A 26,739-nucleotide genomic window follows, 5' to 3' on the forward strand; every position below is an offset into this window, starting at 1 on the left:
CACCGGGTGTCCGGCGCACCGGCACCGGCGCATCCCTGCGGCGCAGCATCCTGCTCAGCGATCACAGCCCGGGTGCACGCGTCGCTCCAAGCGGTCGCGCCGCACCCGCACGGTACCCTTGACCTCCGTGGCTCTCACTATCGGCATCGTCGGCCTGCCCAACGTCGGCAAGTCCACCCTCTTCAACGCGCTCACCAAGAACACCGTGCTCGCGGCGAACTATCCGTTCGCCACGATCGAGCCGAACGTGGGCGTGGTGAACCTGCCCGATGAGCGGCTCACCAAGCTCGCCGAGATCTTCGGCAGCGAGCGGATCCTGCCCGCGCCGGTGTCGTTCGTCGACATCGCCGGCATCGTGAAGGGCGCGAGCGAGGGAGAAGGGCTCGGCAACAAGTTCCTCGCGAACATCCGCGAAGCCGACGCGATCGCGCAGGTTATCCGGGGCTTCAGCGACAGCGATGTGGTGCACGTCGACGGCGCGGTCAACCCCGCCAGCGACATGGAGACGATCAACACCGAGCTGATCCTCGCCGACCTGCAGACGCTCGAGAAGGCGATCACGCGCTACGAGAAAGAGGTGCGCGGCAAGAAGCTCGATCCGGTGGTGCTCGACACGGCACAGCGCGCCGTCGAGGAGCTCAATGCCGGGCGACTGCTCTCGGCATCCGGCCTCGACATCGAGCCGATCCGCGAACTCGGTCTGCTCACCGCCAAGCCGGTCATCTTCGTCTTCAATGTCGATGAGGCGGTGCTCACGGATGCCGCGAAGAAGGCTGAACTGGAGGCGCTCGTCGCGCCGGCGAAGGCCGTGTTCCTCGACGCGAAGCTCGAGAGCGAGCTGATCGACCTCGACGACGCGGATGCCGCCGAGCTGCTCGCCTCGACCGGTCAGGACGAGAGCGGGCTCGACCAGCTCGCCCGTGTCGGCTTCGACACCCTGGGCCTGCAGACGTACCTCACCGCCGGGCCGAAGGAGGCCCGCGCCTGGACCATCGGCAAGGGATGGAAGGCACCGCAGGCCGCAGGCGTCATCCACACCGATTTCGAGCGCGGCTTCATCAAGGCCGAGGTGATCTCGTTCGACGACCTCGTCGATGCCGGGTCAGTGGCAGAGGCCCGGGCTCGCGGCAAGGCGCGCATGGAAGGCAAGGACTACGTCATGCAGGACGGCGACGTCGTGGAGTTCAGATTCAACGTGTAGTCCTGTTCGCTTCACTTCTGCCAAAGTGGCGATGTGGAGCTTCGTGAAGCACGACGTTTGAGCCTGTCAGCAATGATGCTGCCAGCGATCGTCATTCTGCTGGTGACGTGGTTGCTCATGTGTCTGGCTCAGAGCCTTCCGACGCTGTGTGCGCTCGCGAATCCGTGTCCTGCGCCCGATGTCCGCGTCGCCCCTGCGTTGCTGTTCGGCGGTCTCATGATCGTGCCGACGTTGGGTTTGATCCTCACTGCTCGGGCCGGGCAGTCGTGGGGGTGGGTGCGCACCCTCTTACACATCGTGCTCGTGGGGCTGGCGGTTGTCGGACTCGGTGCCGTGCTCTTCTCGGGCGGGTTCACTGTCCCGCTCGTGCTCTAGGGTCGCCGATCGAGGGGCTGTGATGCCTATCCGTGACGTAATGCGGTGGAGTTCCGCTTCCTGTTTGACCACTGACGGGTATGGAGACCCGCCCCGAAGAGTCATTGATCTGTTGCCGGGGGCTCCAATAGCGTTCGTTGCATGGAGACCACCGGACGCGATCGACGACCGACTGCCGTAGCAGCCGGAGTGGCGCTCGCATTGGCCGCGTGCGCCGGACTGTCACTCGCCGTCGGCGACGCAATCGGGTTCGTCAGCCCGAGTGCAGAAGCGGGCTTCACTCTCCTGTTCGTCGCCGGTTGGGTACTCCTCATCGCGGCCATAGTCGTTGGCGTCGCCGTTTTGGTGCGTGTCATCCGTGCCGTCGCCTTCGGTCGCCGGCCGCCCCTGTTGGAAACCGCGTTCGTGGTCGCGACGGTCGCCATCATCGCTGCCGTGGTGGTGACCCACCCGCTGATTGGGAGCGGCTCGGGCGCTGGGTAGTGACGAGCGCACTGGATCGGATGGCGGCACAGGCGAATCGTCGACTTGGTACCGTTCTTCGATGGAGTTCCGGTTGGATGTCTGACGTATTGTCTCCTTGCCCTCAGTGCAAGGAGACCTTCACCTATGAGCAAGGCGCGCTTCTCGTGTGCCCGATGTGCGGTCACGAGTGGTCGGCGGATGCCTCCGCTGACGGGGAAGCGGAGGCATCTCGGATAGTGCGCGACTCGGTCGGCAACGTGCTTGTCGACGGTGACACCGTGACCATCTCGAAGGACCTCAAGGTCAAGGGCGCCGGCGGCGGCGTCGTCAAAGTCGGCACGAAGGTGCGCGGCATCCGGCTGATCGACGACGGCGTCGGCGATCACGACATCGACGCGACCGTTCCGGGATTCGGCCGCATGCAACTCAAGTCGAGCGTGGTGAAGAAGGTTCTCTGACGGCCGTGCCGGTGACCGCATCTTCGAGACGGACGGGTGCGAAGGCATCGGCGAAGGGGCCCCACTCGATGACCGGGCATCCGGGCGCTGTGCGATCGGGCAGAGAGGTCTAGCGTTGTAGCGAACGTCCTTCAGAGCCGAGGAGCGCCAATGCCGTATGTCGTCGACTTCGAGAACGTCAGCACGGTCGGCCTCGAATCGTCGCCGTTCGCTGACGCGCTGGCCGGTGTTCGCGCGAACGAGGCGCGGTACTACAGGAACAAGTTCGACCACACGTTCACGACCGAACCTGCGAGCGAATCGCCCGAGATCGTCGAGCGCGTCGCGCACGTTCTCAAGCAGGAGCGGGGCATCGAGATCGGGTCGCCGGCGCTGGAGACCTCCGATTTCGAGGTGGACGGCACGATGATGTCGTACGTCTTCTATGAGTCCGGCCTCTCGATCAATGTCATGTACGGGCTCGAAGATGGGCAGAAGCGCGCCGTTGGGTTCAAGCTCGCCGAGGGCATGGAGGTTCCGGAGGAGCTTGCAGCGTTCAAGTTCGCACGCCAGAAGTCGAAGCTCGCCGGAGTGATTCGCGGGTCGTACTTCGTGATCAAGGGCGAGTACTGACTGTCGAAGCTGGGGCGGCATGCGACCGAGAAGGGACGGGTCGCGGGCGGTCAGGAAGGGAGTGAACAGTGGCGAATGGTGATCCTGTGCAGGGCCAACCACTGATGGTCGACTTCATCACTACGCTCGACGGCTACGCGTCGGGGGAGGGATGGCCGGGGTTCTGGGGGCTCGAAGGCCCCGAGTACCTCGAGTGGCTCGCGGGGCAGGACGACGACGAATACATCACGCTCATGGGCGCCAACACCTATCGGCTGATGCTGAACCTGGGCGAGGATGCCGAGGCATCCCCCGATGCGTACTCGGCCGATGAGGCAGCCAGCCTCACCGGGCTCGCTGCGATGCCGAAGGTCGTGTTCTCGTCGACCCTCCAGCCGCCGCTTGCCTGGCCGAACACCCAGCTCGTGAGTCGGGATGCTGTCGAGGCGGTGGCCGAGATGAAGCGCACCGGCGAGAAGCCTCTGCGAACGCTCGGCAGCCTCACGCTCTGCCGCTCGCTCATGGAAGCGAGGCTCGTTGACCGGTTCCGCGTGGTCATGTTCCCGGTGATCACGGGCCGCACCGGCGAAGAGCGGATCTACGACGGCTACTCCGACTTCCTTCTCGACATGGTCGAGAGCCGGACGTTCGATGGCCGCCTGCAGCTGGTCGAGTACATTCCGACTCGTCTCGACGGGCCGCTGAAGCGCTAGGCAGAGGGCTCACAAGCCGCTCGCGGCCGGATAACTGGCGTCGCGGCATGTACCGCGCGCGCATACGATGCGGATATGGCTGATCTGGCGGCGCATCGGCAGGCGCGGGTGCGCATGTCGATCTCCGTCGCACTCGGCCTCATCGCGGCAGCGCTCCTCTGGTGGGCGTTCGGACCGGCCGTTGCAGTCGTGGGCGGTTGGGGCACCCTCGCGCTCACCAACTCGACCTGGGTGCTCCTCGTCGTCTGGCCGATGGATGCCGCGTCGACGAGTGCTCACGCGACCGCCGAAGACCCGGGGCGACGAGTCGCACGGCTCATCGCGATCATCGGCAGCCTCGTCAGCCTCGTCGCAGTCGGTGTCGTCGTGCTGCAGGCGCGCGTCGCGGCGCCGATGGAGGGGTACCTGCTCGCGGGGATCGCGGCACTCGGCGTCGCGGCATCCTGGGTGCTCATCCAGGTCGACTACATGCTGCGCTACGCCCGCGAGTACTACACCGAGCCCATCGGAGGGATCTCGTTCAACCAACGTGAAAGCCCTGAGTACACCGACTTCGCCTACTTCGCGGTCGGACTCGGCATGACCTACCAGGTGGCCGACACGAACGTGACGGCCAATCGCATCCGTCGCATCGTCATCGCGCAGACCCTCACCGCCTACCTCTTCGGCGCTGTGATCCTCGCCACCGTCATCAATCTGGTCACCAGTCTGGGGCGCTGATCGAGGCGCTACCGGCCATACGAGCGAGTGATGCTCGAACACTCCGGCCGGTGGCAGAGGTGGCTGGGGAGTCGTCTCCGCCGGACTGCCTTCTTACCGAATTTCGATATATGTTTATTGAATACCGACAAGCTCAGCAGGAGCCCAGTGGAAAAATGACGAACCTCGCAATCGTGCTGGCCAAGGTGTTCATCGCGGTGCTGTTCGTGATCGCGGTGGCAGCTCAAGTCGTCGTCGTGCCGATCGCGGCCGCAGAGGCCGCTGAGGCGGGCGATGGCATCGAGTGGATGCACATGCCCTTCCTGGTGCTCGGCATCCTGTTCGTCGCCTGTGCTGAGGTCGTGCTCTGGTGCATCTGGCGACTGCTGTCGATGGTGCGACGCGATGCGATCTTCAGTGCGCGGGCGTTCAAGTTCGTGGACGCGATCATCGTCGCCCTGCTGCTGGCCGGTGCGCTCATCGCGACGGTGCTGCTGGTGCGCAGATTCACCGGCAACGCCGGCCCTCCCGGGCTCTTCCTGCTCGCGTTCGGGGCTGGGATCGCGTGCGCCGCGCTCGCGCTCGTCGTGTTCGTGCTGCGCGGCCTCCTGCTCAAGGCGGCCGATCAGGCGCAGTACCTAACCGAGGTCGTCTGATGGCGATCGTCGTCGACCTCGACGTCGAGCTCGCGAAACGCAAGATGTCGGTCACAGAACTCGCGGATGCCGTCGGCATCACGATCGCGAACATCTCGGTGCTCAAGAACTCCCGAGCCAAAGCCGTACGCTTCACGACATTGGACGCCATCTGTCGCGTACTCGGGTGCCAGCCGGGCGACATCCTCCGCTGGGTGCCCGACGACGAGCCGGCCGGCTGAGGCGCTGCTCCTGGTGCGCCGTCGATCTCCCGACGTACCGTGGAGCGGTGGACATCGAGGTGCACGCAGCCACCCACGACCGGTTCGACGATCTCGCGTTGATGCTCGGCCCGAAGAAGAACGCCGATGCGTCGGTGTGCTGGTGCTTGAGCCACCGCATCCCCGCGAAGCTGAACCAAGCGCTTCGCGGCAGCGAGCGCGGCGGCTTCGTTCGGCAGCTCACACGTCAGCCAGTGGCCCCGGGCGTGCTCGCCTACGTCGACGGTGAAGTCGCGGGCTGGGCGGCGGTCGCGCCTCGCGCCGACCTGCCCATCGCACGCTCTACGAAGATCCCACGCATCGACGACCTTCCCGTCTGGTCGGTGTGGTGCATTCGAGTGCGCCCCGGATTTCGCGGCAGGGGTGTCTCTCACGCCGCGCTCGCCGGAGCCGTCGAGTACGCGCGGTCGAACGGAGCGCCGGCCGTCGAGGGCTATCCGGTCGATAATCGCGGCGCGAAGGTCGACTTGACCATGGCCTTCGTCGGCACACGAGCCACCTTCGAACGAGCGGGCTTCGTCGAAGCGGCGAAGACGGATGCCGTCGCCGGCGGGTTCCCGCGAGTGCTCATGCGCCGCGCGTTCGCGTAGAGCCCGCCGAGTGCATCGGGCTCCGCGCATCGACTAGCCTGGGTGGCCGCCCTCTGGCGTGCAGGGGAGGGCGCACGAACGAGAGGAGACCATGCCGTTCTCAGGCCTCGACCCGTGGCTCAACACCTTGATCGTGATGTCGATCGCGGTCGTCACCGCCGTCGCAGCAGCGATCGCGGCAAGAATCGTCGTCGCAGGCCTTGCCCGGCGGCATCCCGCGCTCCGCGCCGCCTACCAGCGAGTGAGACCGCGCCTGGACCTCTTGCTGCTGCTCATCGCGGTCTGGATCGCAGGCGGCATGACGGCGCCGGCGAAGCAGAGCTGGTGGCCGGCGATCTCGCACGCCTTCTTGATCGCCTGCGTGATCACCGGGGCTTGGTTGCTGGCCGGGCTCGTATCGATCGGGCTCGAACGCCTCACGCATCGCTACACCGCTGTTGTCGGCGCGCAGGGGCGGCGCATGCGCACGCAGCTCACGGTGATCAAGCGGCTCGTCATCGTCATCATCGCCGTGCTGGCGATGGGGGCCGTGCTGTTCAGCTTCCCAGAGGTGCGCGCGATCGGCACGAGCGTGCTCGCATCCGCGGGCATTGTGAGCATCATCGCGGGCCTCGCAGCGCAATCGACCCTCGGCAACCTGATCGCCGGCATCCAACTCGCATTCAGCGACGCAATCCGAGTCGGCGACGTGGTCGTCGTCGAAGACGAATGGGGCACGATCGGCGAGATCACGCTCAGCTATGTCGTCGTGCACGTGTGGGACGAGCGCAGGCTCGTGCTGCCGTGCACCTACTTCACGACCCAACCGTTCGAGTCATGGACGCGACGCTCCGACCTCATCCTCGGCACGATCGAGTTCGACCTCGACTGGCGCGTGCCACTGGAAGCGTTCCGCGAGGAGTTCAACCGCGTGATCGACGCGAGCGAGCTCTGGGATCGCCGCGCCTCGAGCCTCGTGATCACAGACGCGACCGGCGGCCATGTGCGGGTGCGCGCCCTGATCTCGGCCAGGAACTCCGACGAGCAGTGGAGCCTGCGCTGCCTTGTGCGCGAGGCGATGGTCGAATGGGTGCGGCGTGAGCACCCCGAAGCCCTGCCGGTCAGCAGGGTGGAACTCACGGCGACGCCAGCGGTGCGCGCCGAGGAGGCCTCCGCCTGAGAGAGCCCCGACGGTCGGCGGCCGTCGGGTTGCGGTGCTCGCGGCATCCTTCACTCTGGAACCATGACTCGCATCGGGTTCCATGCCTCGCACGAGCAGATCTCCCCGCGCCAGTTGCTGACTGATGTGCAATCAGCAGAACGGGCCGGGTTCGACGCAGCGATGTGCTCCGACCACTTCGCGCCGTGGAGCGAGCGCCAAGGGCACTCGGGCAACGCCTGGGTATGGCTGGCGGCAGCCTTGGCGACGACGTCGTTTCGCATCGGCACGCTCGCGATTCCGGGGGAGCGCTACCACCCCGCGGTGCTCGCGCATCAACTCGCGACCCTCGCTCAGATGTTCCCGGGGCGCACTTGGGCGGCGCTCGGGAGCGGCGAAGCGATGAATGAGCACATCACCGGCAAGGGCTGGCCGCCGAAGCAGCAGCGCGAACGGCGCCTTGAGCAATCGGTCGATGTGATCAAGCGCTTGCTCGCGGGCGAGGAGGTCACCCGCGAGGGGACGGATGTCGGCGTGAAGGTCGACCGGGCAAAGCTCTGGGATCTGCCCGACGAGGTTCCCCCGCTCATCGCGCCGGCGATCTCTCCCGAATCAGCTGCCCGGGCCGCATCCTGGGCGGACGGGCTCATCACGGTCAGCCAGCCAGTGGACACGCTGCGGCGAGTCATCGACGCATACCGGGATGCCGGCGGGCGCGGGCCCGTGGCCCTGCAGGTGCATCTGTCGTGGGCGCCGACGCGGCATGAGGCCGAAGCGATCGCGTTCGATCAGTGGCGCAGCAACGTCTTCGCCGAACCGGTTCCGTCGGACACCGATTCGACGGCAGCCTTCGACGCGATGGCGCAGCACGTCGGCATGGGGGCGGTGCATGAAGTGGTGCGCATCTCGGAGTCGACCGGTGAGCATGTGCACTGGCTCGTCGAGTATGCGGAGCTCGGCTTCGACACCCTGTACCTGCATCACGTCGGTCAACAGCAGCAGGCGTTCATCGAGACGTTCGCCGAGCACGTGCTGCCTGCGTTGCAGAGCTGAAGCGGCGCGGCTTTGACTCTGGGCGCTCGCCGACGCCGAGCGCTGAAGTGACGACCCGAACGATCGCGACCCGAACGATCGCGAACCGGACGATTTCGAACCGAACAACGAGGAGACGAGCACCCGACATGCGCGTGACCCAGACCAGCGACCTGTGGTGGAAGAGCGCCATCATCTACTGCCTCGACATCGAGACGTACCTCGACACCAATGGCGATGGCGTCGGCGACCTCGGCGGCCTCGCCCGGCGCATCGACTATCTCGCGGAACTCGGCGTCAACTGCCTGTGGCTCATGCCCTTCTATCCGAGCCCAGATCGCGACGACGGGTACGACGTGATGGATTTCTATGGTGTCGACCAGCGCCTCGGCAACCACGGTGAGTTCGTGGAGGTCGTGCGCACCGCGCATGATCGCGGCATCCGAGTCATCATCGATCTGATCGTCAATCACACGTCTGACCAGCATCCGTGGTTCAAGGAGTCACGGAAGAGCCGCGACAACCCGTACCGCGACTTCTACGTCTGGCGGGCCACTGAGCCGCCTGACACGAGCGAACAGGTCGTCTTCCCAGATCAGGAGGATTCGATCTGGACGAAGGACGATCGCACAGGCGAGTGGTACCTGCACCACTTCTACAGCCACCAGCCGGACCTCAACGTCGCGAACCCAGCTGTTCGAGACGAGATACTCCGCACCATCGGGTTCTGGCTCGAGCTCGGGGTCGACGGGTTCCGCGTCGACGCAGTGCCGTTCTTCACTCACGACATCGAGACCGAGTCAGGCGACACGGTGCCCGCGAACCCGCACGAGTTGCTGAAGGAGGTGCGCTCCTTCCTCGGCCGCCGCAAGGGAGGCACGATGCTGCTCGGCGAGGTGAATCTGCCGCACGATCAGCAGTACGAGTACTTCGGCAAGGATGCGGGCGACGAGCTCACGATGATGTTCGACTTCATCGGCATGCAGGCCACGTATCTCTCGCTCGCGCGAGGTGAGGCAGCGCCGCTGGTGAACGCGCTGCTCGCCCGCCCCGAGGTGCACCCGACGTGCCAGTGGGCGAACTTCTTACGGAACCACGACGAGCTGACGCTCGACAAGCTCACCGACGAGGAGCGGCAAGAGGTGTTCGACGCGTTCGGCCCTGATCCCGCGATGCAGGTGTTCGGGCGGGGGCTGAAGCGGCGGCTGCCCACGATGCTCGGCGGTGACCCTCGCCGAATCCGCATGGCCTATAGCCTCATGTTCTCGCTGCCGGGCACCCCGACGATCTATTACGGCGAAGAGATCGGAATGGGAGAGGACCTCGAGGCGGAGGGGCGCATGGCTGTGCGCACTCCGATGCAATGGAGCGCCGGCCCGAACGGTGGCTTCTCGACGGCGCCCTCCCGGAAGCTGATCCAGCGCCCGGTGCCCGACGGCTATGGACCGCCCCACGTGAATGCCGCCGACCAGCGCCACGATCGCGACTCGCTCTGGACATTCATGCGCACGCTCATCGGAGCCCGACGCCGCTGCGCAGAACTCGGCTGGGGCGAGTTCTCGGTGATCGAGCAGCCGAATCCGGCTGTACTCGCGCATCGGTGCGACCTCGATGGGTCGAGCGTGATCGCGGTGCACAACTTCGCGGCCGAACCTGCGGTCGTCACGCTCGAACTCGACGGAGATCCTGAAGCCGAACTGGAGATCTCCGACCTGCTGGAACGCGACGGTCTGACACCGGCAGAGGGCCGACTCGAACTCGCGCTCGAGGGGTACGGCTACAAGTGGCTCCGCGTCCGCCGGGAAGGTGAGCTGGCCGTTCCGTGAGCGCAGCGAACGTCGGGCGAAAGAACGCCTGCGGTCCTCGCTCAGCGGTCAGCGCCAGGCGACCTCAGTCGACCCACTCGATGTCGATATCGGCGACGTCTTGGTTCTCGAGGTTGACCACGATGTTGTCGGGGGTGCGGGTGGTCATCCAGATGAGCTCTTCGCTGTGGCTGAGGTTGCCTTCGATGTGGGGCACGAACGGCGGCACATAGACGAAGTCGCCTTCGCTCATGTAGACGATGTTCTCGTAGCGGTCGCCGAAGCGGATGAACCCATTGCCTTTGAACACGTACCCGCCGGTCTCGGCCTCGCCGTGGTGGTGGGGGTCGGAGATCTCGCCGGGGCCGGTGTAGACCTTGCCGAACCAGAGGTTCTCGACCTCGGTGTTCTCGACGCTGACGCCGGAGATGCGGCGGGCGTTGAGGGTCTGGCCGGGTGCTTCGGGCAGTTGGTCCTTGCGCTGCACCGAGAGCTTCTTGAGTGCTTGCTGTTCAGGCATTGGTGACTCCATTTCTTGGGCGTCCGGGTGGGTTTGCAGGGGGCAGTCAGCGCTCGCCGACGACCGGGTTCGAGAGCACCCCGAGGCCATCGACTTCGACCTCGACGACATCGCCGTGCTTGAGGAACAACTTCGGCTCGCGACCGTCGCCCACACCGCCGGGGGTGCCCGTCGCGATCACGTCGCCGGCGTTCAGTTGCGTCCACTCTGAGCAGTAGGCGATCAGGGCTGCGACGTCGAACACCAGCTGATCGAGTGACGACTGCTGCACCGTCTCGCCATTCACCCGCGTGCTGATTCGGCGGTTGCCGAGTGGTCCTGTCTCGTCTGCGGTGACGATCGCGGGCCCGAGGCTTCCGCTTCGCGGAAAGTTCTTGCCCGGGCCGAACTGGTGAGTGTGGCGCTGATAGTCGCGCATCGAGCCGTCGTTCATCATCGTGTAGCCGAGCACGTGCTGCATTGCGTCTTCGGGCGCGATGTTGCGGCCGCCCTTGCCGATCACAACCGCGAGCTCGCCCTCGTAATCGAACTGGTCGCTGGCTCGGGGTGCGACGAGCGGCGCTCCGCCTCCCACGAGCGAGTCGTTGAATCGGGTGAACACCACGGGCTTCTCGGGCATTGGGCGGTTCATCTCCCGCACGTGGTCCGCGTAGTTCAAGCCGATGCAGATGATCTTCTCGGCATCCGTCACTGGTGGCAGGAAGAGGATCTCACCGACGGCGACGACCGACGCGCCGCGGGCGTCGTCCAGCACGCGCTCAAGGTCGCCCTCACGAAGCACCTGCCCGAGGGTGCGGTCGCGCGCGGCACTCGCGGAGCAGACGAGGCGCACCCCATCGCCCTCGAGCACGCCCCAGCAGGGGCGCCCGTCGTACTCGAACGAGGCGAGCTTCATCGCTTCTCCCTATTACGTGACCCGCCTGATGCGTGCTGGTCGGTGAACAAGACTGCGGGCAGACCCGGTTGAACGTCAGTCTCCAGCCGGTCTCCCGGAACATGGAAGCACGCGCGGGTATTGTCCCGGTATGAGGGACAACGCGGATGCCGCCACCGCACATGCCTCACGCTTGACCGGCGTCGAGGTCGGTCTGCGGGTATTCGAACTACTCGTCGCCCGCGATCGCATCACCGTGGGAGAGGTGGCGCGCACCCTCGGGATCAGCAGGTCGTCGGCGCACCGCCACCTCGCCACATTGGAGAGCCGAGGCTACGCGTCGCTCTCGTCGACCGGGCGGGGGTACATCGCCGGGCCGGCGCTCTTCGAGCTCGCCGGCATCCGGGGTGTCGATCGCGCCACGAAGGCCCGGTACCGGCCGGTGCTGCAAGACGCGCATGACGCGACCGATGGCGAGGCCGTGCACATCGCAGTGCTCGTCGGCGACCAGGTGCTGGCTGTCGACGGCCGCCGTTCTCAGTTCGAAGACGACATCGGTCCGCGGGTGGGCATGACGGCCACGGCGCATGCGATGGCCGCAGGCAAGCTGCTGCTCGCCGCGTGCAACGATCAGCAAGTCGCCGCGATCCTTCCGAACGACCCATTGCCCACGCGAGCGCCGGCGACGATCCGTTCCAGGCGCGAGCTGTTCGCCGACCTCGAGCGCATCCGCAAGCGCGGCTTCGCGATCACGCATGGAGAGTCGGAGCCCGGCGTGAACTCGGTGGCAGTGCCGCTCGACGGCAGCTCGTGGCGCGATCGTTCGGCGCTGGTCGTCTCCGTACCGCTCACGCGCGGTTCCGAGGAACGCCTGCTCGCCTTGGCGCGAGCCGCGTCCGAAGTGGTGGCGCGACACCGAGACGCAGGCACCGTGCAGCCCTGGCAGTTCCACCGCCCCTGAGTTGGCGTCCCCTGGGCTCGAACTGCTCGCGTGAGAGCCGCGGCCCGTGCGGGCTGGACCGCCTTCGTCTCGGCACCGAGCGTCGATCAGAGCCGAACAAGATCGAGAGCCGCCCCGGCGATGTCTGCGGCCCCGATGCCATGCCATGCGTACACCGAGTCGAGATCACCGGACTGTCCGAACTTCGACACCCCGAGATGCCTCGCCTCGCTCTTCGCCACCGAGCCGAGGAACGCAAGGGTGTGCGGATGCCCATCGAGCACCGTCACCAGCGGTGCCGGCACAGCAGCGGGGAACAGTTGCTCGATGATCCAGCTCGGCGCGTCGTCGAGCCCTGCTCGGGCCTGGGCCGCGCGGAACAGCTTGTCGGCGCTGGTCACGACGACGACCTCGGCTCGGATGCCGGACAGCAGCAGCATCGATGCGGCCTCCAGGGCTTCGGGCACCATCGCGCCCATCGCCGCAATGCGCACGTGCGGATCGGCCGCAGGGCGGAGCACATACCCCCCGGCAACCACGTGCTTTCGGCGCTGGGCCCGCCCGGCAGCATCAGTCGGCAGCTCTGCGAGCGCCTGGTCGACGGGGCGGGTCGACAATCTCAGATAGGTGGACGTCCCGTCCTGCCTGCCGAGACGACTGATCGCATCGAGCAGCAGCCATTCGACTTCGATCGCGAACGCCGGCTCGACGCTCACGCATTCCGGCTGCTCGAGCCCGATCGACGGGGTCTTGATCGACTGGTGCGCGCCGCCCTCTGGCGCGAGTGTGACACCTGACGGCGTACCGACGAGGATCGACTGGCCGCCCGCGTAGATGCCGTATGACCAGGGCTCGAGAGCGCGCTCGACGAACGGGTCGTAGATCGTTCCGATCGGAATCAGCGGCTGGCCGTCGCGACTCCATGTCGCGCCGAGCTCTCCGAGCAGGCTCACGAGATTGACTTCAGCGATACCCAGTTCGATGTGCTGCCCCTCCGGCGCCTCGCGCCAGTGCAGCATCGTCTGGCCATCGCCGTCGAACCAGTCCTTCCGAGGGGCGGGGGCCCACACGCCGACCTTGTTGATCCAGCCCGCGAGGTTCGTGCTCGAGCTCACGTCGGGGCTCACGGTCACCACACGACGCGCGAGCTCGGGCGCGCTACGCGACAGGTCGAGCAGCGCGCGCCCGAGCGCCGCCTGGGTCGCGGCGGTGCCTCGTGGAGTGTGGCCGAAGTCGACCGGCGGCTCGAACGGTGTGGCCGCCGCTTCCGGGTCGGTGCGGTGCAACCGGGTCGCGACTTCAGCGCTGAGTCGGCCTGCAGCGCTCGACGTGTCGAATCTCGACCACGGAGAGTCGGCATCCTCGCCGAGTTCAACCGCGAACTGCCGGTACTCCTCCTCGGTGAGCAGCGCTGAGTGATTCTGGGGATGACCCGCCGTCGGAAGCAGATAGCCCTTCACGGTGTACGCGAGGATCACCGTCGGAACTGTGTCATCGATCCGCTCGAAGGCTCGGCGGAGTGCGACGAAGTCGTGACCCCCGAGATTGCCGATCGCGCTCGTGAGGGCTGCATCATCGAGACCGTCGATGAGGGCGTGGATAGCCTCAGCATGCGGCCCCATGCCGGGCAGTTTGGCTCGTAGCTCGGTCGCGGGCAGGCGAAGCATCCGCTGGTATTCGGCATTCGACATGGCGATGATCCGTTCGCGCAGGCGCTCGCCGCCCGGTCGTGCGAACAATGCCTCGAGCTCCTCGCCGAACTTCACGGTCAGCACTTGCCAGCCGGCGGCTGCGAACACGCGCTCGAAGCGCTCTGCCGCGATCTGCGGAACGATGCGGTCGAGCGACTGGCGATTGATGTCGACGATCCAGACCACTTCGCCGAGTTCGCGCACCATCGGATCGAAGACCGCCTCCCACACGGCGCCCTCGTCGAGTTCAGCGTCACCGACGAGCGAGTAATGGCGCACGCGGGTGTGCGAGCCAGTGAAGCGCTCCGTCTGTCGCTTGGCGATCGCTGCCCAGATGGGGGCTGTCGCCCCGATGCCGACCGAGCCGGTTGAGAAGTCGGCCGGCACGGGATCCTTCCGACGGCTGGGGTAGCTCTGCAAGCCACCGAACTGCCGCAGGGTCTCGAGCTGAGGCGCCTCGAGCTGGCCGAGGAGGTAGCTGATGGCGTGCATCACAGGGCTCGCGTGCGGCTTCACAGATACGCGATCGCCGCGTCGGAGGTGCTCGAACCAGAGGGCGGCCATGATCGTCGCGATCGAGGCAGAGGACGCCTGATGGCCACCCACCTTGAGCCCTGAAGGATTGGGACGGCGACGATTGGCGTGGTGGACGATCGAGGTAGCCAGCCAGATCACGCGACGCTCAATGCAGCGCAGGGTCGAGGTGAGTTCGTCGTTCGCCGTCATGGCGGCGGGCGACGCCAGTGTCGCGTGGTCGATCACGGTAGCTCCTTCATTGCAGATTGCGTTGATTGCACTCCAGCGATCAGTCAAAGCGCAAGCTAGGCTCCGATGACTGATCATTTTGCTCAGTTCGCTCAGGTGAGGTCGTCCAAGGAGGTAGCAGAATGGTGAGTCCCGACAGCGGGATGAGCGACCGTGCGGATCGGATAGACCGTCGGCTGCTGGCGGCGATGCTCCGTCATCCCTTGGCCTCGCAATCCGGGCTCGCGGATGCCGTCGGCGTCTCGCGGAACACTGTGCGCGCCCGCTTGGAGCGTTACTGGCGAGGCCGCGGTCTTCGTGGTCTCGACCGGGCGGTCGACCCGGCGTTCCTCGGCTTCCCGCTGCGCGCGTTCGTCTTCACCACCGTCGAGCAGCGACGGCTCGCCAGCGTGTCCACGGCGCTCGCCGACATTCCTGAAGTGCTCGAGGTCAATGGCATCTCCGGCGATGTCGACCTCATCGTCGACGTGGTGGCGCGTGATGCCGACGACCTGTATCGGGTCGCCGGTGCGATCCTCGGCATCCCGGGCGTCGAACGCACGAGCACTGCGCTGGTCATGCGCCCGCTGGTGCCGTACCGGGTGAAGCAGTTGCTCGACTAGGGAACTGCCGCGGCATCCCGCACTCCGGGAAGATCAGCACTCAATCCCGATAGGCGGGAGGGCGCATGTAACCTGCTTGCACTCGAACACCCGGCGCTGACGCCGGACCGCGCTATGGAGGCGAAGCTTGACTGAGATCCGAGATGCACTGGTCGTCGGCGTGAGCGGCATCGCGGGAAGCGCGGTGGCGAACCACCTGCACCGCGAGGGGGTGCCGGTCGTGGGTCTTTCGCGAGGGCGAGTGCACGGTCTCACGGATGTCGACCAGCGTCGCGCCGATCTCGAAGACCGCGCCTCGATCGCCGAGGCGCTCGGCGACAGGTCGCCCTCGCACGTGTACATCACGGTGTGGAAGCGGCACAATACCGAGGCCGAGAACATCCGCGTCAATGGGCTCATGATCCGGAACCTCATGGACGTGCTCGGAGAGCGCGGGGGAGTGGAGCACGTTTCGCTGCTGACCGGTCTCAAGCACTACATCGGGTCGCCGAATCAGCAGGGCGAGATCGCTCCGTCATCCGACACCCCGTTCGACGAGCGCGCGCCGCGCCTGCCAGTCGAGAACTTCTACTATGCGCAAGAGGATGCCGTCTTCGACGCTGCCGAGCGCCAGGGCTTCACCTGGAGCGTCCACCGCTCCCACACCATCGTCGGGGCCTCCGTCGGGAACGCGATGAATATGTTCCTCACCATCGCCGTCTACGCCGCGATCTGCCGGGAGTTGGGCAAGCCCTTCATCTTCCCCGGTTCGGAAGTCCGCTGGAACGCACTCGGCGACGTGACGGACTCGCGGATCCTTGCTGCCCAGATGATCTGGGCGAGCACCACGCCAGCGGCGCGCAACGAGGCCTTCAATACCGTGAACGGCGACTTCTTCCGCTGGCGTACTATGTGGCCGCGCATCGCAGAGATGCTCGGCGTCGAGCCGGAGGGGTTCAACGGTGAAGTCCGGCCGATGCAGACGCTCCTCGCCGACGCGGCCCCGATCTGGAAGCGCATCGCCGATAAGCACAACCTGATCGAAGACGACCTCGATCGTGTCGCCTCTCCGTGGCATACCGACGGAGACCTCGGGCGCAAGATCGAGATCCACGCCGACTCGGGCAAAGCCCGCGAGCTCGGCTTCACAGATTTCGTGCGCAGTGAACGGAGCTTTCGCGATCTGTTCGCGCATTACTCAGCAGCCGGGGTCATCCCCCCGGTTCCGGTGACCGGTACCCCACTGTGGAGGGAATTCTGATGGCAGCAACTCATGACGCGCCCAGCGGCGGCATCGAGCGGAGGTTCCCCATCGAGCGTGGGCAACGACGAGTGGTCGTCCTCGACTCCTCGACCCACGCCCCGTTCCACGCGAAGGAAGCCGATGCACGGCCCGGCGATGAGATCATCGTGAACGCCTCGTACGCAGGCGTCTATTGCGCGGTGCTCGTGAACGAGGCGAAGCCGCTCGGCGCGATCGGGGTCGACTGCGCCATCGGCAAGGACGGCGCCGGCATCCAAGGCCTGTGGTACTTCGAGGCGCTCGGCATCCCGGCGGCCGCGGCCGACATCATGTCGGTCGAACTCGGCAATGGCGACACGCTCTGGAACGACGGAGTGATCTCGCGCGTCAACGGAGTGGCGACGCAGTTGGGCATCGAGCCCGGTATGACGGTGAAGCGTGCAGCCGAGCTCATGCTCGACAAGCCTGCTGAACTGCCGGCCCCCGATTACATCGCGCGCAAGGTGCACTTCGAGACGCCCGAGGGCAGGCAGATCGTCTCAATGAACTCGATCATCGATGCCCTTCCGGAAGACACCGACCGCAACGTGCTGTGCACAGCCGGTCACACGGGTCGCAGTGTGATCGACTACATCTGCGATCACCGTCCCTACGGCTTCATCTGCTCCGACGGCGGATTCGGTCGGAACGAGTCGGGCACGGCGGCGCTTGAGCCGACCGCCGCTGCTGGCATACCCGGGGCCTCAGTCTCGGTGCAGACCGCCCGCATGGGGGATGGACTGTCGACCTACCAGGATGGCGTCATCAGCGCCGCGAACAAGCTCGCGCTCGAACTCGGTGTGAAGATCGGGATGCCGGCGAAAGAGGCCGCACGCATCCTGGTGGAGCGCTGATGGAGATCGTCTCGGTCCAGCTCGAGGAAGACGTCATCCTCCCACCGGTGACGGGTGTGCGCGCCGACTCGGATGACCTGGCGATCGGCACGCAGGAGTTCGCGCCCGGCCAGACCATGCAGCACCACTATCACCGCACGTACCGTGAAGTGGTGGTGGTGCAGTCAGGTCGCATCACCTTGGAGATCGACGACCAGGCCCTGGTGCTCGGCCCCGGCGACAAGTGCGTGATCGCGATCGGCTCGGTGCACGGCGTGCGCAATGACACCGATGAGCCGGCTGTGCTCACGTACCTCAAGGTGCCCTTCGACCCCGACGACACCATTCCGGTGGAACGATGAGCGGGCAGGCGCGTCGTGTCGCGCTCATCGCGGGCGGCACAGCGGGCATCGGACTCGGCGCTGCTCGTGCGCTCGCGGCGCAGGGCGTCGACGTCGTCGTCGGCGGACGGGACGCTGAGCGGGCGAACGCCGCGGCTCGAAGCCTTGACGGGCCGGGCGAGGTGGTCGGCACAGTGCTCGACTCGACCGACCAGGCCAGCATCGATGCTGCGGTCCGCCTCGCCGTCGAGCGATTCGGCCGGCTCGACGTGATCGTCCACTCTGTCGGCGCCGCGCCCTCGGGCACGTTCGATGAGTGGGACGACGCGCCGTGGCGCGACGCGTTCGAGCAGAAGGTGCTCGGAGCGAAGCGGCTGATGAGCGGTGCGCTGCGAGAGCTTCGCAAGAGCGACTCGGGCCGCATCGTGCTTGTGGCCGGTTCAGCGGGCAAGGAGCCGGGAGCCGCGATGGCGGTCGCGGGCACCATGAATGGGGCGCTCATCTCGCTCACCCGCGCCGCTGCGACGCAACTCGCTCCGGAAGGCATCACCGTCAACGCGGTCTCGCCGGGTCCCACCGCGACCGGACGGTGGGAGCGGCTCGTCGAGATGCACGCCGAGCGCACGGCGACGGATGCCGATACCGCGCGCGCCGCGATGTCCGAGGCGTTTCCGCAGGGCCGCCCAGCCGAGGTCGCGGAGGTGGCCGCCGCGATCGCGTTCCTCGCCTCGCCTGAGGCATCCTTCGTCACCGGGACGAACATGACGGTCGACGGCGGTCAATCGCGCAGCATCTGACCCGGCAGCTCGCAGCAGAGGAACGGCGGCTCCATATGGAGCCGCCGTTCGCGTATGAGCGACCGGGCTGCCGGGGGTCGTCAACTCGGCAGCCCGGTCGAGTCTCAGCTGGAGGCGATCGACTTGCCCGCCCGGTACGCCATCGTCATGCCAGGCCCGAGGGTGGCGCCGGCACCCGGGTAGCCGCCGCTCGCGGGATGCGCGCTGGTGTTGCCGACGGCGTAGAGGCCGTCGATGACCTGGTTGTTCCAATCGAGCACGCGGGCATCGGCATCCGTCGCCAGTCCGCCGCATGTGCCGAACCCGCCCGGGATCGCCGCGAACGCGAACAACGGGTATTCCGAGAGGGGCGCGAGCGCCGGGTTGGGGAGGCCCCGCGTGCTGTCGCCCCAGTAGCGGTCATAGGCGCTGGCGCCGCGTGAGTAGTCGAGGTCTTCGCCCGTGGCGGCGAACCGGTTGAACCGGTCGAGCGTTGCTCGCAGGGCGTCCGCGGGCATCTCGAGCCGCTCTGCCAGTTCGGCCGCTGAGTCTCCGCTCACAAGCCACTCGGGGAGGGGCTGGTCGAGCCGGAAGTCGAAGAGCCCGTAGCGACGCACGTAGTCGGCGTCGACGATCACCCACGCGGGCAGGTGCGCGGGCGCGTGGTCGCGCGGCTCATAGGCGTGCATGGCGCGGGTGAGGTCGTTGTAGTTCTGCGATTCGTTCACGAACCGGTTGCCCTGCCGGTCGACGATGATCGAGCCCGGCCCCTGTCGCTCGAAGCGCAGCAGCGTCGCGTTCGGCGCGCCGTCCATCTTCTCGTGCGGCAATTGGGCGTAGGGCGCCCACCAGGCCTCATGCATGTTCCGCAGCGTCGCTCCGATCGCGGCACCCGCGCGGATGCCGTCGCCGGTGTTGTGCGGGGGGCTGCACCTCGCGATGAACGGCGCGCCGATGAACTGCTTGAGCATGTCGTCGTTCCACTCGAAACCGCCCGTGGCGAGCACGACCCCATCGCGTGCGGAGACCTCTAGGTCTCCCACACGCACGCCGGTCACGCGTTCGCCTTCCCGAAGCAGTGACGCGAACGGTGCCTCCGTCACGAGTGTCACACCGAGGCGCGCGAGAGCGGCCACCAGCGATGAGACCACGGCGAGCCCACGAGACGTGAGACCGCGCTCTTTGCGGGCTTTCAGCTCGTCCCACGGGAACCGGGTGAACGCGCCCCAGGCCTCATACTCCTCCATGGTGAAGGGCAAGCGGGGGTCGGGACGCACTGCGGCTCGCAGTTCGCCGAGCGCGGTGCTGTCGAACAGTTGCGGGTCGAGCGAGCGCCCTCCCTTGCTCGAACCCGCGAGATCCTGCCGGTAATCGGGGTAGTTGAGCACCGAGTTGAACTTGAGCCCGTGCTCGGCGACGAACTCGATCATGTCGGGGCCGGTGTCGACGACAGCCTCAAGCAGTTCCTCCGGGTGCCTGCCTTTCGTGAGCGCCTTCAGGTACCGCAGTGCGTCCTCGCGCGAGTCGGTGCCACCGCCACGCAACATCGGACCATTCGCGGCGATCCAGAGGGTGCCGCCGGAAATGGCCGATGTGCCCCCGAGGTATTGCGACTTCTCAAGCACGCACACCGACTTGCCGGCCGCCGCGGCGGTTAGGGCCGCGGTCAGGCCGATCGCGCCGGATCCCGCGACGACGACGTCGTACCCGTCGAGCAGTTCCCCGTTCCAGACCCGCACGGCGTCAGGCCCCGGTCACGCGGTCGCTGATGCGGTTGTAGACGATGCTCCACTTCTCAGCCTCGAGGTATTCGCTGAGCGCCATACCGCTGCGGGCGTCGGCGAGTTGCATGGCCGCGACGTTCGGGTCGCCTTCGATCTCATACACCGCGACGTAGCCGAACTTCGCCTCAGGCGCAGGCTGATCCCGGTGCAAGGGCACCTCGCCGTTCCGGTGCAGGGTTGCAGCGGTGAAGGCGGGCAGCGCGGTCACATCGCGAAGGTGCGTCTCGATGTACCAGCGCTCGAACTCCTCTTCGTGCCCGGGAGTGCAATTGGTCTGGACCAGCAGGATGGCGTCGTACACGGTGGTTCTCCTTCGAATTTGGGCGTGGTGGTGCGAAGCGGCGATCGGTGGAGCGGGGTTCAGGCGAGCTCGTCGAGCCAGCGGTCGCCTGGCAGCCACTCGTCGCGCACCGGGGGCATGAAGTTCGTGTGCACGGGCTCGCGCTCGCCGACCAGCGGGTCGATGCGCAAGCGCGTCATACGCAGGTGGCTGATGCGCCAGCCGCTTTCGGTGAGGGTGTATTCCTCCGAGTAGTGGCCGTAGCCACGGATGCCGCGCTGGCCCGGCACAGAGACACCGCGATACGCCAGGGCGTCGGGCTCCCACTCCAGGTAGTCGGTCATCGACCAGATACCGCGGGCGGTGCTCTCGTCGAGCACCTCGATCTCGGGCATGTACCCGGCGTGCACCGTGGGCACCTCCGCGAGGTTCGTGCGGATGCTGGTGATGAACGCGTCGGCACCGTCGCCGCCGGCCCAGAGGCCCTCGAACGTGCAGTCGGCGGTGAAGCACGAGCGGAGTTTCTCCCACTGCTTCGTGTCGATCAGGCGGAAGTACCGCGCTTTGAGACGCTTGATGTCCTCGACGGCGCGCAGTTCGGCGATCGCGCGGGCGATTTCTTCCATGGGTTCCCCTCCTTGGAAATCCGACGGGATGAGTGTGCCCGCAGCATGGGAAGCGAACAACCGATTCCCGTCTTGCGGGACGCTGGGCAGGGGCCGTCGCCGACTGACGGTCCGACTAGGTCAGTGCAAGAGGGCGCGTTCGATGCTCCGAGCGGATCGCCGCAATTCCTCAAGCCACGACCGTTCCACCGGAGTCATCTTCGAGTGCGAGAGCGGGGGCATGCGAGTTGTCGGCGCCGTGATCGTGAGCGAGCACAGCACCGGCCCGACCGGTCGGCGAATGGGCACGGCCAGCGCGTAGATGCCGTCCTCGGTCTCATTGATGTTCCGCGCGAAGCCCAGGCTGCGGGTCTGGGCGATCACCGACTGCAGCGAGGCCTGAAGCGGGTGCGCCGCGCTCCCGAGTGCTTCGGCGACCGTCGGCTCGAGCGCGTCGAACTCGTGCTGAGGCAACGAGGCGAGCAGCATCTTGCCTGCTGCGGCTGCGCCGGCGGGAACCTGCAATCCGACACGACTCGACACGCGCACGAGCTTCGTCGACTCCACCGCGGCGACGAACTCCACGAGGCTTCCGCGCAGCGTTGCGATGTGCACCGTCTCGGCCGTGACGCTGCCCAAAGCTCGCAGATGAGGTTGCGCGACTTCCACGCAGTGAGCGATCGAGTCGTCGATCGTGCGCTGCTGACCGACCGGCACGCCTGTGAAGCCGCGGTCGTCGTCCCGGCTGACGAAGCCGGCTACTTCGAGGGTCGCGAGTATTCGATGCGCTGTGGATGTCGACAGCTCGTTCGCGCGCGCGATGTCGGACATGGTCGACTGCGGGTGCTCGTAGACGTGACGGAGCACCCGGAGTGCCTGCTGGACTGACTTGATGGTTTCGATCGGCCCAGATTAGCTTCCCATGATGCGGGAAGCAATCGCGATGTTGTCCGTGGCGTGGGAATCTCTTCCGCACAGGATGGCGAGGTGGCCATCCGAAGGGAGCGACACAAGCACATGCAAGACATCGACATCGCCACGCTCGCACCGCTCGTGCGGCGCCCTGACCCGACCGGGAGCGATACCGAGCAGACCGAAGGGCTCCTTCGGCTCGAAGGCGTGGGTCCGCGCACCACTCCCGCTAAGAAGCTGTTCTTCCAGACCGCCATCAACGAGCCCGGCACGCGTTCGCTTCCGCATCACCACGGAGAAGCCGAGACGGCGGGCTATGTCGCCGAAGGCCACGGCCGCATCTACTACGGCGAGGGCTACTCGCAATACGTCGACATGCTCCCTGGCGACTTCGCATGGATCCCGCCGTACATGCCGCACATCGAGGCGAACATGAGCCCGACCGAGCGCCTCGTATGGATGACGGCCCGAACCCCCGACAACATCGTCGTCAACCTTGACGATGTCGACGACAGCACGCTCGACGGCTTCGAGCGGGCCTGACCTGCAATTACAAACCAATGAAGACTCGAGGAGGAGTTTTGAGAACACACCGCACTCTCGCCGCAATCGGTGGGCTCGTGGCCGCAACGGCCATGCTCGCCGGCTGCACCAGTGGCGCCGGCAACGGCGACGCCAACGGCGACAATGGCTCGACCGGTGAGACCGTCAATCTGCAGCTCGCCACCTATCTCGGTCCTGCAGCTCCGCCCGCAGTCGCCATCCAGTGGGCGGCCGACGAGTTGAAGGAGCGCAGCAATGGCGAGATCAACATCGAGATCTTCTTCGCCGAGGCTCTGCTGAAGGGGCCTGACGTCATTCCCGGCGTCGCGCAGAATCGCGCCGACATGGGCGTCGCGACCATGTCGTACAACCCGGGTGAGCTTCCGCTGACCCAGGCGATCTCGGTGCCGTTCCAGAACTCCGATCCCGCCGCCCTCACCGCGGCGATTGACGAGCTCTTCGACAACAACGAGGACTTCAAAGCGGAGTGGGAGCGCACCCAGACCAAGCAGCTCTCGTTCATCGGCGGTCCCACCGGCATAGTCTCGTCGAGCGAAGAGATCACCGGCGTCGACTGGTTCAAGGGCAAGAATGTCCGCGCGACGAGCTACACCGCCAACGCACTCCAGGCGGTCGGCGCGAACCCGGTCGGCATCACGCTCGGAGAGATCTACGAGGGCATGGAACGCGGAACCATCGACGGCTACGCCTCGATGCTGATGGACACCATCACCTCGGCAAGCCTTCAGGAGGTGTCGCCCTTCGTGGTCGACACCGGCATCGGCACCTACGCCGGCAACGTCGTGGTGATCAATCCGACCGTGTGGGATGGCCTCTCCGACGAGCACAAGAGCCTGTTCGAGGAGGTCTTCGCGGAGTTCCAGGACGAGTACCTGAGCATCTTCTCGGGCATCGAGGACGAGACCTGCGACGCCCTGATCGCCGAGGGCGGCGGAACATCCGTCTGGCCCGCCTCGGAGACTGATAAGTGGAAGAGCGCTGTGGGTGATTCCGTGCTCAACGACTGGAAGCAGAAGAGCGCTTCGGCCGGTGTGGGCGCTGACGCGGTCGACGCCTTCTGGGAGCAGTACCAGGACGCCCTCGAGGCGAACCAGAGCGCTGACTCCAAGAACGGCATGGAGCGCTGCGCCGAGCGCTGATCCGTCCTGAGTCGACTGCGGGAAGGCCGAACTGAGCCTTCCCGCAGTCGACATTGACAAAGGAAAGAACATGCCATTCTTCACCAAGTACGTCACGAACGTGATGGGGTTCGCGGCGGGGGTCGTCATCCTCGCCCTCACCTTCATCACGGTCGTCGACGTCACCCTTCGCAAGACCGGCGGCAGCCTGCCCGGCGCCGTCGAGTGGAGCGAGGTGCTCCTCGTCTTCGCGGTGTTCCTCGCCTTCGGCTCCGCCCAGGTGACCGGCGACCATGTGTCGACGTCGGTGCTGACGTCGCGACTCGGACCGAATTCTCGACGGCTGCTGCGCGGCGTGGCGGCCATCATCGGAATCGCCGCGGTGGTCGTCATGATCGTCGTGGCCACCCAATCAGCCATGAACTCGATCGCGGTAGGCGAGTACCGCTTCGGCATCGCGCAAGTGCCGATCTGGCCGGCACGCGTGATCATCGTGGTGGGACTCGTGGTGTTCCTGTTCGAATACGTCCGCACTACAGTCCGCCAATTCCGCGATCCCATGGACGAAGGCGCGATGAACTCCGAACTGCGCATGGCGGAAGCTGCGCTCGAGGCCGAAGAGGTGAACCGCAATGAGTCCTGAGACCATCACCATCGCGCTGGTCGCGCTGGGCATCCTGCTGATCTTCATCCTCGCTGAGCAGCCGATCTGGATCGGCCTGGCCGCCTCCGGCGCGCTCGGGCTGGTGCTGCTGAACGGCATTGATGTCGCCTCGAACACCATCGGCCTCGCGCCATTCACCTCAACGGCCGTCTACACGCTCGTGATCATCCCGCTCTTCGTCGCAATGGGCGTGTTCGCCGCCAGAGCGGGCATAGCCGACGACATCTTCATCATTGCCGAGCGAGTCTCGAGACGGATCCCGGGCAACCTGGGTGTCGCCACGATCCTCGCCTGTGGTGGCTTCGCTGCGGTGACCGGCTCGTCGGTGGCGACCGCCGCCACCTTCGGGCGCGTGGCAGTCAGCCGTATGGCTGCTCGCGGATACCGTCCGGATGCCGCGGCCGCTCTCGTGGCGATGGGCGGCACGCTCGGCGTGCTCATCCCGCCGAGCGTCGTGCTCGTGGTCTATGCGTCGCTGACGGGATCGTCGATCGGCAAGCTGCTGCTCGCAGCCGTGCTGCCCGGTCTGACCACGATGGCCGTGTACATCATCTTCGTGATCGTGCTCTACAAGCGTGGCTTCTTCGACCCGCAGCGGCTCTCGAAGAAGGTGGCGGCAGCCGAGCGGCGGGCCGTCGCAGTGGGCGCCACTGTCGGTGCAGGGGGAACCGGTGTCACCACCGCAACGCTCGACGCGCCCTTGCGCAACGCAGTCCGTCCCGAGAAGCCCGTGGTGACCCGCAAGAACATCGTCGGCGCGTTCTACGTGGCGCTGCTCTTCGCGATCGTGATCGGCGGCATGTACCTCGGCTGGTTCACCGCCACTGAGGCCGGAGCGATCGCGGCCTTCGTCGCGCTCATCATCGTCGTCGTGCGGCTCTCGCGCGGCGGGTTCAAGGCGACCCTGGTCGGGCTGAAAGACTCGATCATCGAGTCCGCCAGCCTCGGAACGATGATCTTCGCGCTGCTCGCGGGTGGGGGCATCTTCTCCTTCTTCCTGCTGAAGACCGGTATACCGAGCGTGCTCGCACGACAGGTGGTCGACTGGGGGCTGCCGGCCTGGGCGATCGTGGTCATCGCGTTGATCGTGATGGTCATCCTCGGCATGTTCCTCGACGGCTTCTCGATCATGATCATCGTGATCCCGCTGCTCTGGCCAGTGCTCGACGCGGTCGGCGTCGACGCCATCTGGTTCGGCATCCTCACGGTCAAGGCGGTGGAGATCGGGCTCGTCACACCGCCGTTCGGCCTCAACGTCTACGTGGTGAGCTCGGCCGCACCAGGTGTAAAGCCCGAGAAGGTGTTCGCTGCGGTGATGCCCTTCGTGCTTGCCGAGTTCGTCGTGATCGCACTGCTCATGCTGTTCCCGCAGATCGTGTCGTTCCTGCCGAGCCTGGCGGCGATCTGACGATGACCTCGCCCCGAGTCGCCGCGTCAGCGACACCGTGGTCGCCTTCGAACCCGTGGGCCGATCTTCAGGGAGGGCTGTGCGTCATCACCGGCGCCGGCGGCGGTCTCGGACGCGGCATTGTGCGAATGATGGTCGACGTCGGTGCGAGCGTGCTCGCCACCGACGTCGACCGCGACGCTCTGGAGGAGTTGCAGAGCGAGATCGCGAGCGACCGACTGCACACACAGCAAGTGGATGTGTCGGACGCTGCAGACTTCGCCGCCTGTGAAGACCGCGTGCGCGCCATCGGCCTGCCGCTCGCGCTGTGGGTCAACAACGCCGGCGTAATACTGCGAAAGCCTGCCGAGCACGTCATCGACGCCGACTGGGACCGGGTCTTCGACATCAACGCGCGCTCCGTGCTCGTTGGTTCACAGACCGCGTACCGCTTGTTCGTCCAGCAGGGAAGAGGCGGTTCGATCGTGAACCTGGCCTCGGTGGTGGCCTGGAAGACGATGGAGGGCCGGGTGCTCTACGGCACCTCCAAAGCAGCGGTGGTGCAGTTGACCCGTCAGCTCGCCGTCGAGTGGGGGCGGCACGGCATCCGAGTGAATGCCATCGCTCCGGGCATCGTGTTGACGCCGATCTCGCACCTCTGGAGCGCCAGCGACGACGAGCGTCAGGCGACCATCGATCAGACGCCGCTTCGGCGACTCGGCGAGATCGACGACATCGCCAGGGGAGTACTGATGCTCGCCAGCGGGCTCACCGGCTACGTCACCGGTCAGACGCTGGTCATCGACGGCGGTCTTACCCTCGGATAGTGCGAGATCAAA

General features: G+C 66.3%; 31 protein-coding genes. 24 read left to right on the forward strand and 7 right to left on the reverse strand.

Annotation, left to right across the window (positions count from 1 at the left end; all coding sequences use genetic code 11):
* The first annotated feature begins 127 nt into the window (after positions 1 to 127).
* The 13 genes from ychF (at position 128) to ABV606_RS09690 (ending at position 10,004) form a co-directional block, all read left to right on the forward strand.
* Positions 128 to 1,201, forward strand: coding sequence for a redox-regulated ATPase YchF (gene ychF / locus ABV606_RS09630; RefSeq protein ID WP_353987523.1), 1,074 nt, complete (start codon positions 128 to 130; stop codon positions 1,199 to 1,201).
* Between the two features lie 72 nt (positions 1,202 to 1,273).
* Positions 1,274 to 1,576 (forward strand): hypothetical protein, encoded by a 303-nt coding sequence (locus tag ABV606_RS09635; RefSeq protein ID WP_353987524.1) that lies wholly within the window; start codon positions 1,274 to 1,276, stop codon positions 1,574 to 1,576.
* A gap of 141 nt (positions 1,577 to 1,717) precedes the next feature.
* On the forward strand, positions 1,718 to 2,059 hold the full coding sequence (locus ABV606_RS09640) for a hypothetical protein (RefSeq protein ID WP_353987525.1): 342 nt from the start codon (positions 1,718 to 1,720) through the stop codon (positions 2,057 to 2,059).
* 77 nt (positions 2,060 to 2,136) lie between these two features.
* Positions 2,137 to 2,499 (forward strand): zinc ribbon domain-containing protein YjdM, encoded by a 363-nt coding sequence (locus ABV606_RS09645; protein ID WP_353987526.1) that lies wholly within the window; start codon positions 2,137 to 2,139, stop codon positions 2,497 to 2,499.
* A gap of 150 nt (positions 2,500 to 2,649) precedes the next feature.
* On the forward strand, positions 2,650 to 3,111 hold the full coding sequence (locus ABV606_RS09650; RefSeq protein ID WP_353987527.1) for a phage tail protein: 462 nt from the start codon (positions 2,650 to 2,652) through the stop codon (positions 3,109 to 3,111).
* A 104-nt stretch (positions 3,112 to 3,215) separates the two neighbouring features.
* Positions 3,216 to 3,803 carry a dihydrofolate reductase family protein gene (locus tag ABV606_RS09655; RefSeq protein ID WP_353988811.1) on the forward strand — a complete coding sequence of 196 codons (588 nt, stop codon included), beginning with the start codon at positions 3,216 to 3,218 and terminating at the stop codon, positions 3,801 to 3,803.
* Between the two features lie 75 nt (positions 3,804 to 3,878).
* The gene (locus ABV606_RS09660; RefSeq protein WP_353987528.1) at positions 3,879 to 4,523 is read left to right on the forward strand and encodes a DUF1345 domain-containing protein; all 645 of its coding nucleotides are present in this window, start codon (positions 3,879 to 3,881) and stop codon (positions 4,521 to 4,523) included.
* A 155-nt stretch (positions 4,524 to 4,678) separates the two neighbouring features.
* A complete protein-coding gene (locus ABV606_RS09665) occupies positions 4,679 to 5,158 on the forward strand; it encodes a DUF2975 domain-containing protein (protein ID WP_353987529.1) in 480 nt (159 codons plus the stop codon).
* Positions 5,158 to 5,379 carry a helix-turn-helix domain-containing protein gene (locus ABV606_RS09670; protein WP_281489395.1) on the forward strand — a complete coding sequence of 74 codons (222 nt, stop codon included), beginning with the start codon at positions 5,158 to 5,160 and terminating at the stop codon, positions 5,377 to 5,379. Before ABV606_RS09665 ends, ABV606_RS09670 begins: the two co-directional genes overlap by 1 nt.
* 47 nt (positions 5,380 to 5,426) lie before the next feature.
* Entirely contained in the window at positions 5,427 to 6,008 is a 582-nt protein-coding gene (locus ABV606_RS09675) for a GNAT family N-acetyltransferase (RefSeq protein WP_353987530.1), read from the forward strand.
* 91 nt (positions 6,009 to 6,099) lie between these two features.
* The gene (locus ABV606_RS09680) at positions 6,100 to 7,167 is read left to right on the forward strand and encodes a mechanosensitive ion channel family protein (RefSeq protein WP_353987531.1); all 1,068 of its coding nucleotides are present in this window, start codon (positions 6,100 to 6,102) and stop codon (positions 7,165 to 7,167) included.
* A gap of 63 nt (positions 7,168 to 7,230) precedes the next feature.
* Positions 7,231 to 8,199 (forward strand): TIGR03885 family FMN-dependent LLM class oxidoreductase, encoded by a 969-nt coding sequence (locus tag ABV606_RS09685; protein WP_353987532.1) that lies wholly within the window; start codon positions 7,231 to 7,233, stop codon positions 8,197 to 8,199.
* Between the two features lie 128 nt (positions 8,200 to 8,327).
* Positions 8,328 to 10,004 (forward strand): alpha-amylase family protein, encoded by a 1,677-nt coding sequence (locus ABV606_RS09690; RefSeq protein WP_353987533.1) that lies wholly within the window; start codon positions 8,328 to 8,330, stop codon positions 10,002 to 10,004.
* Between the two features lie 64 nt (positions 10,005 to 10,068).
* Here the strand turns inward: ABV606_RS09690 and ABV606_RS09695 are convergent, their stop codons facing one another.
* Both ABV606_RS09695 and ABV606_RS09700 read right to left on the reverse strand, forming a co-directional pair.
* On the reverse strand, positions 10,069 to 10,503 hold the full coding sequence (locus ABV606_RS09695; protein WP_281489400.1) for a cupin domain-containing protein: 435 nt from the start codon (positions 10,501 to 10,503) through the stop codon (positions 10,069 to 10,071).
* Positions 10,504 to 10,549: 46 nt separating this feature from the next.
* A complete protein-coding gene (locus tag ABV606_RS09700; protein WP_353987534.1) occupies positions 10,550 to 11,398 on the reverse strand; it encodes a fumarylacetoacetate hydrolase family protein in 849 nt (282 codons plus the stop codon).
* 130 nt (positions 11,399 to 11,528) lie between these two features.
* On the opposite strand from ABV606_RS09700, the gene ABV606_RS09705 reads away from it, so the two are divergent.
* Positions 11,529 to 12,338, forward strand: a complete 810-nt coding sequence (locus tag ABV606_RS09705; RefSeq protein WP_281489402.1) for an IclR family transcriptional regulator — start codon at positions 11,529 to 11,531, stop codon at positions 12,336 to 12,338.
* 86 nt (positions 12,339 to 12,424) lie between these two features.
* Here the strand turns inward: ABV606_RS09705 and ABV606_RS09710 are convergent, their stop codons facing one another.
* Complete coding sequence (locus tag ABV606_RS09710; RefSeq protein WP_435415555.1) at positions 12,425 to 14,734, reverse strand: transketolase-like TK C-terminal-containing protein; 2,310 nt, start codon at positions 14,732 to 14,734, stop codon at positions 12,425 to 12,427.
* 161 nt (positions 14,735 to 14,895) lie between these two features.
* Between ABV606_RS09710 and ABV606_RS09715 the strand changes: the two genes are divergently transcribed.
* The 5 genes from ABV606_RS09715 (at position 14,896) to ABV606_RS09735 (ending at position 18,607) form a co-directional block, all read left to right on the forward strand.
* Positions 14,896 to 15,375, forward strand: coding sequence for an Lrp/AsnC family transcriptional regulator (locus ABV606_RS09715; protein ID WP_281489403.1), 480 nt, complete (start codon positions 14,896 to 14,898; stop codon positions 15,373 to 15,375).
* A 127-nt stretch (positions 15,376 to 15,502) separates the two neighbouring features.
* On the forward strand, positions 15,503 to 16,615 hold the full coding sequence (locus tag ABV606_RS09720; RefSeq protein WP_353987536.1) for an SDR family oxidoreductase: 1,113 nt from the start codon (positions 15,503 to 15,505) through the stop codon (positions 16,613 to 16,615).
* Positions 16,615 to 17,490 (forward strand): hypothetical protein, encoded by an 876-nt coding sequence (locus ABV606_RS09725; protein WP_353987537.1) that lies wholly within the window; start codon positions 16,615 to 16,617, stop codon positions 17,488 to 17,490. Before ABV606_RS09720 ends, ABV606_RS09725 begins: the two co-directional genes overlap by 1 nt.
* Positions 17,490 to 17,831, forward strand: a complete 342-nt coding sequence (locus tag ABV606_RS09730; RefSeq protein ID WP_353987538.1) for a cupin domain-containing protein — start codon at positions 17,490 to 17,492, stop codon at positions 17,829 to 17,831. Before ABV606_RS09725 ends, ABV606_RS09730 begins: the two co-directional genes overlap by 1 nt.
* Positions 17,828 to 18,607: an SDR family NAD(P)-dependent oxidoreductase gene (locus ABV606_RS09735; protein ID WP_353987539.1), complete on the forward strand. Its 780-nt coding sequence runs from the start codon at positions 17,828 to 17,830 to the stop codon at positions 18,605 to 18,607. Before ABV606_RS09730 ends, ABV606_RS09735 begins: the two co-directional genes overlap by 4 nt.
* 104 nt (positions 18,608 to 18,711) lie before the next feature.
* Here ABV606_RS09735 and ABV606_RS09740 read toward each other — a convergent pair whose 3' ends face one another.
* The 4 genes from ABV606_RS09740 to ABV606_RS09755 all read right to left on the reverse strand — a co-directional run bounded on the left by ABV606_RS09740 (position 18,712) and on the right by ABV606_RS09755 (position 22,158).
* Positions 18,712 to 20,325, reverse strand: coding sequence for an FAD-dependent oxidoreductase (locus tag ABV606_RS09740; protein ID WP_353987540.1), 1,614 nt, complete (start codon positions 20,323 to 20,325; stop codon positions 18,712 to 18,714).
* Between the two features lie 4 nt (positions 20,326 to 20,329).
* Complete coding sequence (locus tag ABV606_RS09745) at positions 20,330 to 20,671, reverse strand: hypothetical protein (protein WP_353987541.1); 342 nt, start codon at positions 20,669 to 20,671, stop codon at positions 20,330 to 20,332.
* Between the two features lie 59 nt (positions 20,672 to 20,730).
* On the reverse strand, positions 20,731 to 21,276 hold the full coding sequence (locus tag ABV606_RS09750; protein WP_353987542.1) for a nuclear transport factor 2 family protein: 546 nt from the start codon (positions 21,274 to 21,276) through the stop codon (positions 20,731 to 20,733).
* Between the two features lie 120 nt (positions 21,277 to 21,396).
* Positions 21,397 to 22,158: an IclR family transcriptional regulator gene (locus tag ABV606_RS09755; RefSeq protein ID WP_340309601.1), complete on the reverse strand. Its 762-nt coding sequence runs from the start codon at positions 22,156 to 22,158 to the stop codon at positions 21,397 to 21,399.
* An 84-nt stretch (positions 22,159 to 22,242) separates the two neighbouring features.
* On the opposite strand from ABV606_RS09755, the gene ABV606_RS09760 reads away from it, so the two are divergent.
* From ABV606_RS09760 to ABV606_RS09780, 5 genes are all read left to right on the forward strand, one after another.
* Complete coding sequence (locus ABV606_RS09760; RefSeq protein ID WP_353987543.1) at positions 22,243 to 22,710, forward strand: cupin domain-containing protein; 468 nt, start codon at positions 22,243 to 22,245, stop codon at positions 22,708 to 22,710.
* Between the two features lie 38 nt (positions 22,711 to 22,748).
* Positions 22,749 to 23,870, forward strand: a complete 1,122-nt coding sequence (gene dctP / locus ABV606_RS09765) for a TRAP transporter substrate-binding protein DctP (protein WP_353987544.1) — start codon at positions 22,749 to 22,751, stop codon at positions 23,868 to 23,870.
* A 70-nt stretch (positions 23,871 to 23,940) separates the two neighbouring features.
* Positions 23,941 to 24,492 (forward strand): TRAP transporter small permease, encoded by a 552-nt coding sequence (locus ABV606_RS09770; RefSeq protein ID WP_353987545.1) that lies wholly within the window; start codon positions 23,941 to 23,943, stop codon positions 24,490 to 24,492.
* On the forward strand, positions 24,482 to 25,921 hold the full coding sequence (locus tag ABV606_RS09775; protein ID WP_353987546.1) for a TRAP transporter large permease: 1,440 nt from the start codon (positions 24,482 to 24,484) through the stop codon (positions 25,919 to 25,921). Before ABV606_RS09770 ends, ABV606_RS09775 begins: the two co-directional genes overlap by 11 nt.
* Positions 25,922 to 25,923: 2 nt before the next feature.
* Complete coding sequence (locus ABV606_RS09780) at positions 25,924 to 26,727, forward strand: SDR family NAD(P)-dependent oxidoreductase (RefSeq protein WP_353987547.1); 804 nt, start codon at positions 25,924 to 25,926, stop codon at positions 26,725 to 26,727.
* Positions 26,728 to 26,739: the final 12 nt, after the last annotated feature.

The organism is Ruicaihuangia caeni, from assembly GCF_040536845.1.
Classification (GTDB): Bacteria; Actinomycetota; Actinomycetes; order Actinomycetales; family Microbacteriaceae; genus Ruicaihuangia; species Ruicaihuangia caeni.

What these genes read in the sequence shown, in the direction of transcription:
- ABV606_RS09780 (WP_353987547.1), top strand. Translation starts at nt 25,924, where the DNA reads ATGACCTCGCCCCGAGTCGCCGCGTCAGCGACACCGTGGTCGCCTTCG.
- ABV606_RS09715 (WP_281489403.1), top strand. Translation starts at nt 14,896, where the DNA reads ATGGTGAGTCCCGACAGCGGGATGAGCGACCGTGCGGATCGGATAGAC.
- ABV606_RS09650 (WP_353987527.1), top strand. Translation starts at nt 2,650, where the DNA reads ATGCCGTATGTCGTCGACTTCGAGAACGTCAGCACGGTCGGCCTCGAA.
- ABV606_RS09660 (WP_353987528.1), top strand. Translation starts at nt 3,879, where the DNA reads ATGGCTGATCTGGCGGCGCATCGGCAGGCGCGGGTGCGCATGTCGATC.
- ABV606_RS09775 (WP_353987546.1), top strand. Translation starts at nt 24,482, where the DNA reads ATGAGTCCTGAGACCATCACCATCGCGCTGGTCGCGCTGGGCATCCTG.
- ABV606_RS09680 (WP_353987531.1), top strand. Translation starts at nt 6,100, where the DNA reads ATGCCGTTCTCAGGCCTCGACCCGTGGCTCAACACCTTGATCGTGATG.
- ABV606_RS09735 (WP_353987539.1), top strand. Translation starts at nt 17,828, where the DNA reads ATGAGCGGGCAGGCGCGTCGTGTCGCGCTCATCGCGGGCGGCACAGCG.
- ABV606_RS09710 (WP_435415555.1), bottom strand. Translation starts at nt 14,734, where the DNA reads ATGACGGCGAACGACGAACTCACCTCGACCCTGCGCTGCATTGAGCGT.
- ABV606_RS09770 (WP_353987545.1), top strand. Translation starts at nt 23,941, where the DNA reads ATGCCATTCTTCACCAAGTACGTCACGAACGTGATGGGGTTCGCGGCG.
- ABV606_RS09635 (WP_353987524.1), top strand. Translation starts at nt 1,274, where the DNA reads ATGATGCTGCCAGCGATCGTCATTCTGCTGGTGACGTGGTTGCTCATG.
- ABV606_RS09695 (WP_281489400.1), bottom strand. Translation starts at nt 10,503, where the DNA reads ATGCCTGAACAGCAAGCACTCAAGAAGCTCTCGGTGCAGCGCAAGGAC.
- ABV606_RS09750 (WP_353987542.1), bottom strand. Translation starts at nt 21,276, where the DNA reads ATGGAAGAAATCGCCCGCGCGATCGCCGAACTGCGCGCCGTCGAGGAC.
- ABV606_RS09685 (WP_353987532.1), top strand. Translation starts at nt 7,231, where the DNA reads ATGACTCGCATCGGGTTCCATGCCTCGCACGAGCAGATCTCCCCGCGC.
- ABV606_RS09640 (WP_353987525.1), top strand. Translation starts at nt 1,718, where the DNA reads ATGGAGACCACCGGACGCGATCGACGACCGACTGCCGTAGCAGCCGGA.
- ABV606_RS09670 (WP_281489395.1), top strand. Translation starts at nt 5,158, where the DNA reads ATGGCGATCGTCGTCGACCTCGACGTCGAGCTCGCGAAACGCAAGATG.
- ABV606_RS09655 (WP_353988811.1), top strand. Translation starts at nt 3,216, where the DNA reads ATGGTCGACTTCATCACTACGCTCGACGGCTACGCGTCGGGGGAGGGA.
- ABV606_RS09700 (WP_353987534.1), bottom strand. Translation starts at nt 11,398, where the DNA reads ATGAAGCTCGCCTCGTTCGAGTACGACGGGCGCCCCTGCTGGGGCGTG.
- ABV606_RS09705 (WP_281489402.1), top strand. Translation starts at nt 11,529, where the DNA reads ATGAGGGACAACGCGGATGCCGCCACCGCACATGCCTCACGCTTGACC.
- ABV606_RS09725 (WP_353987537.1), top strand. Translation starts at nt 16,615, where the DNA reads ATGGCAGCAACTCATGACGCGCCCAGCGGCGGCATCGAGCGGAGGTTC.
- ABV606_RS09730 (WP_353987538.1), top strand. Translation starts at nt 17,490, where the DNA reads ATGGAGATCGTCTCGGTCCAGCTCGAGGAAGACGTCATCCTCCCACCG.
- ABV606_RS09665 (WP_353987529.1), top strand. Translation starts at nt 4,679, where the DNA reads ATGACGAACCTCGCAATCGTGCTGGCCAAGGTGTTCATCGCGGTGCTG.
- ABV606_RS09690 (WP_353987533.1), top strand. Translation starts at nt 8,328, where the DNA reads ATGCGCGTGACCCAGACCAGCGACCTGTGGTGGAAGAGCGCCATCATC.
- ABV606_RS09645 (WP_353987526.1), top strand. Translation starts at nt 2,137, where the DNA reads ATGTCTGACGTATTGTCTCCTTGCCCTCAGTGCAAGGAGACCTTCACC.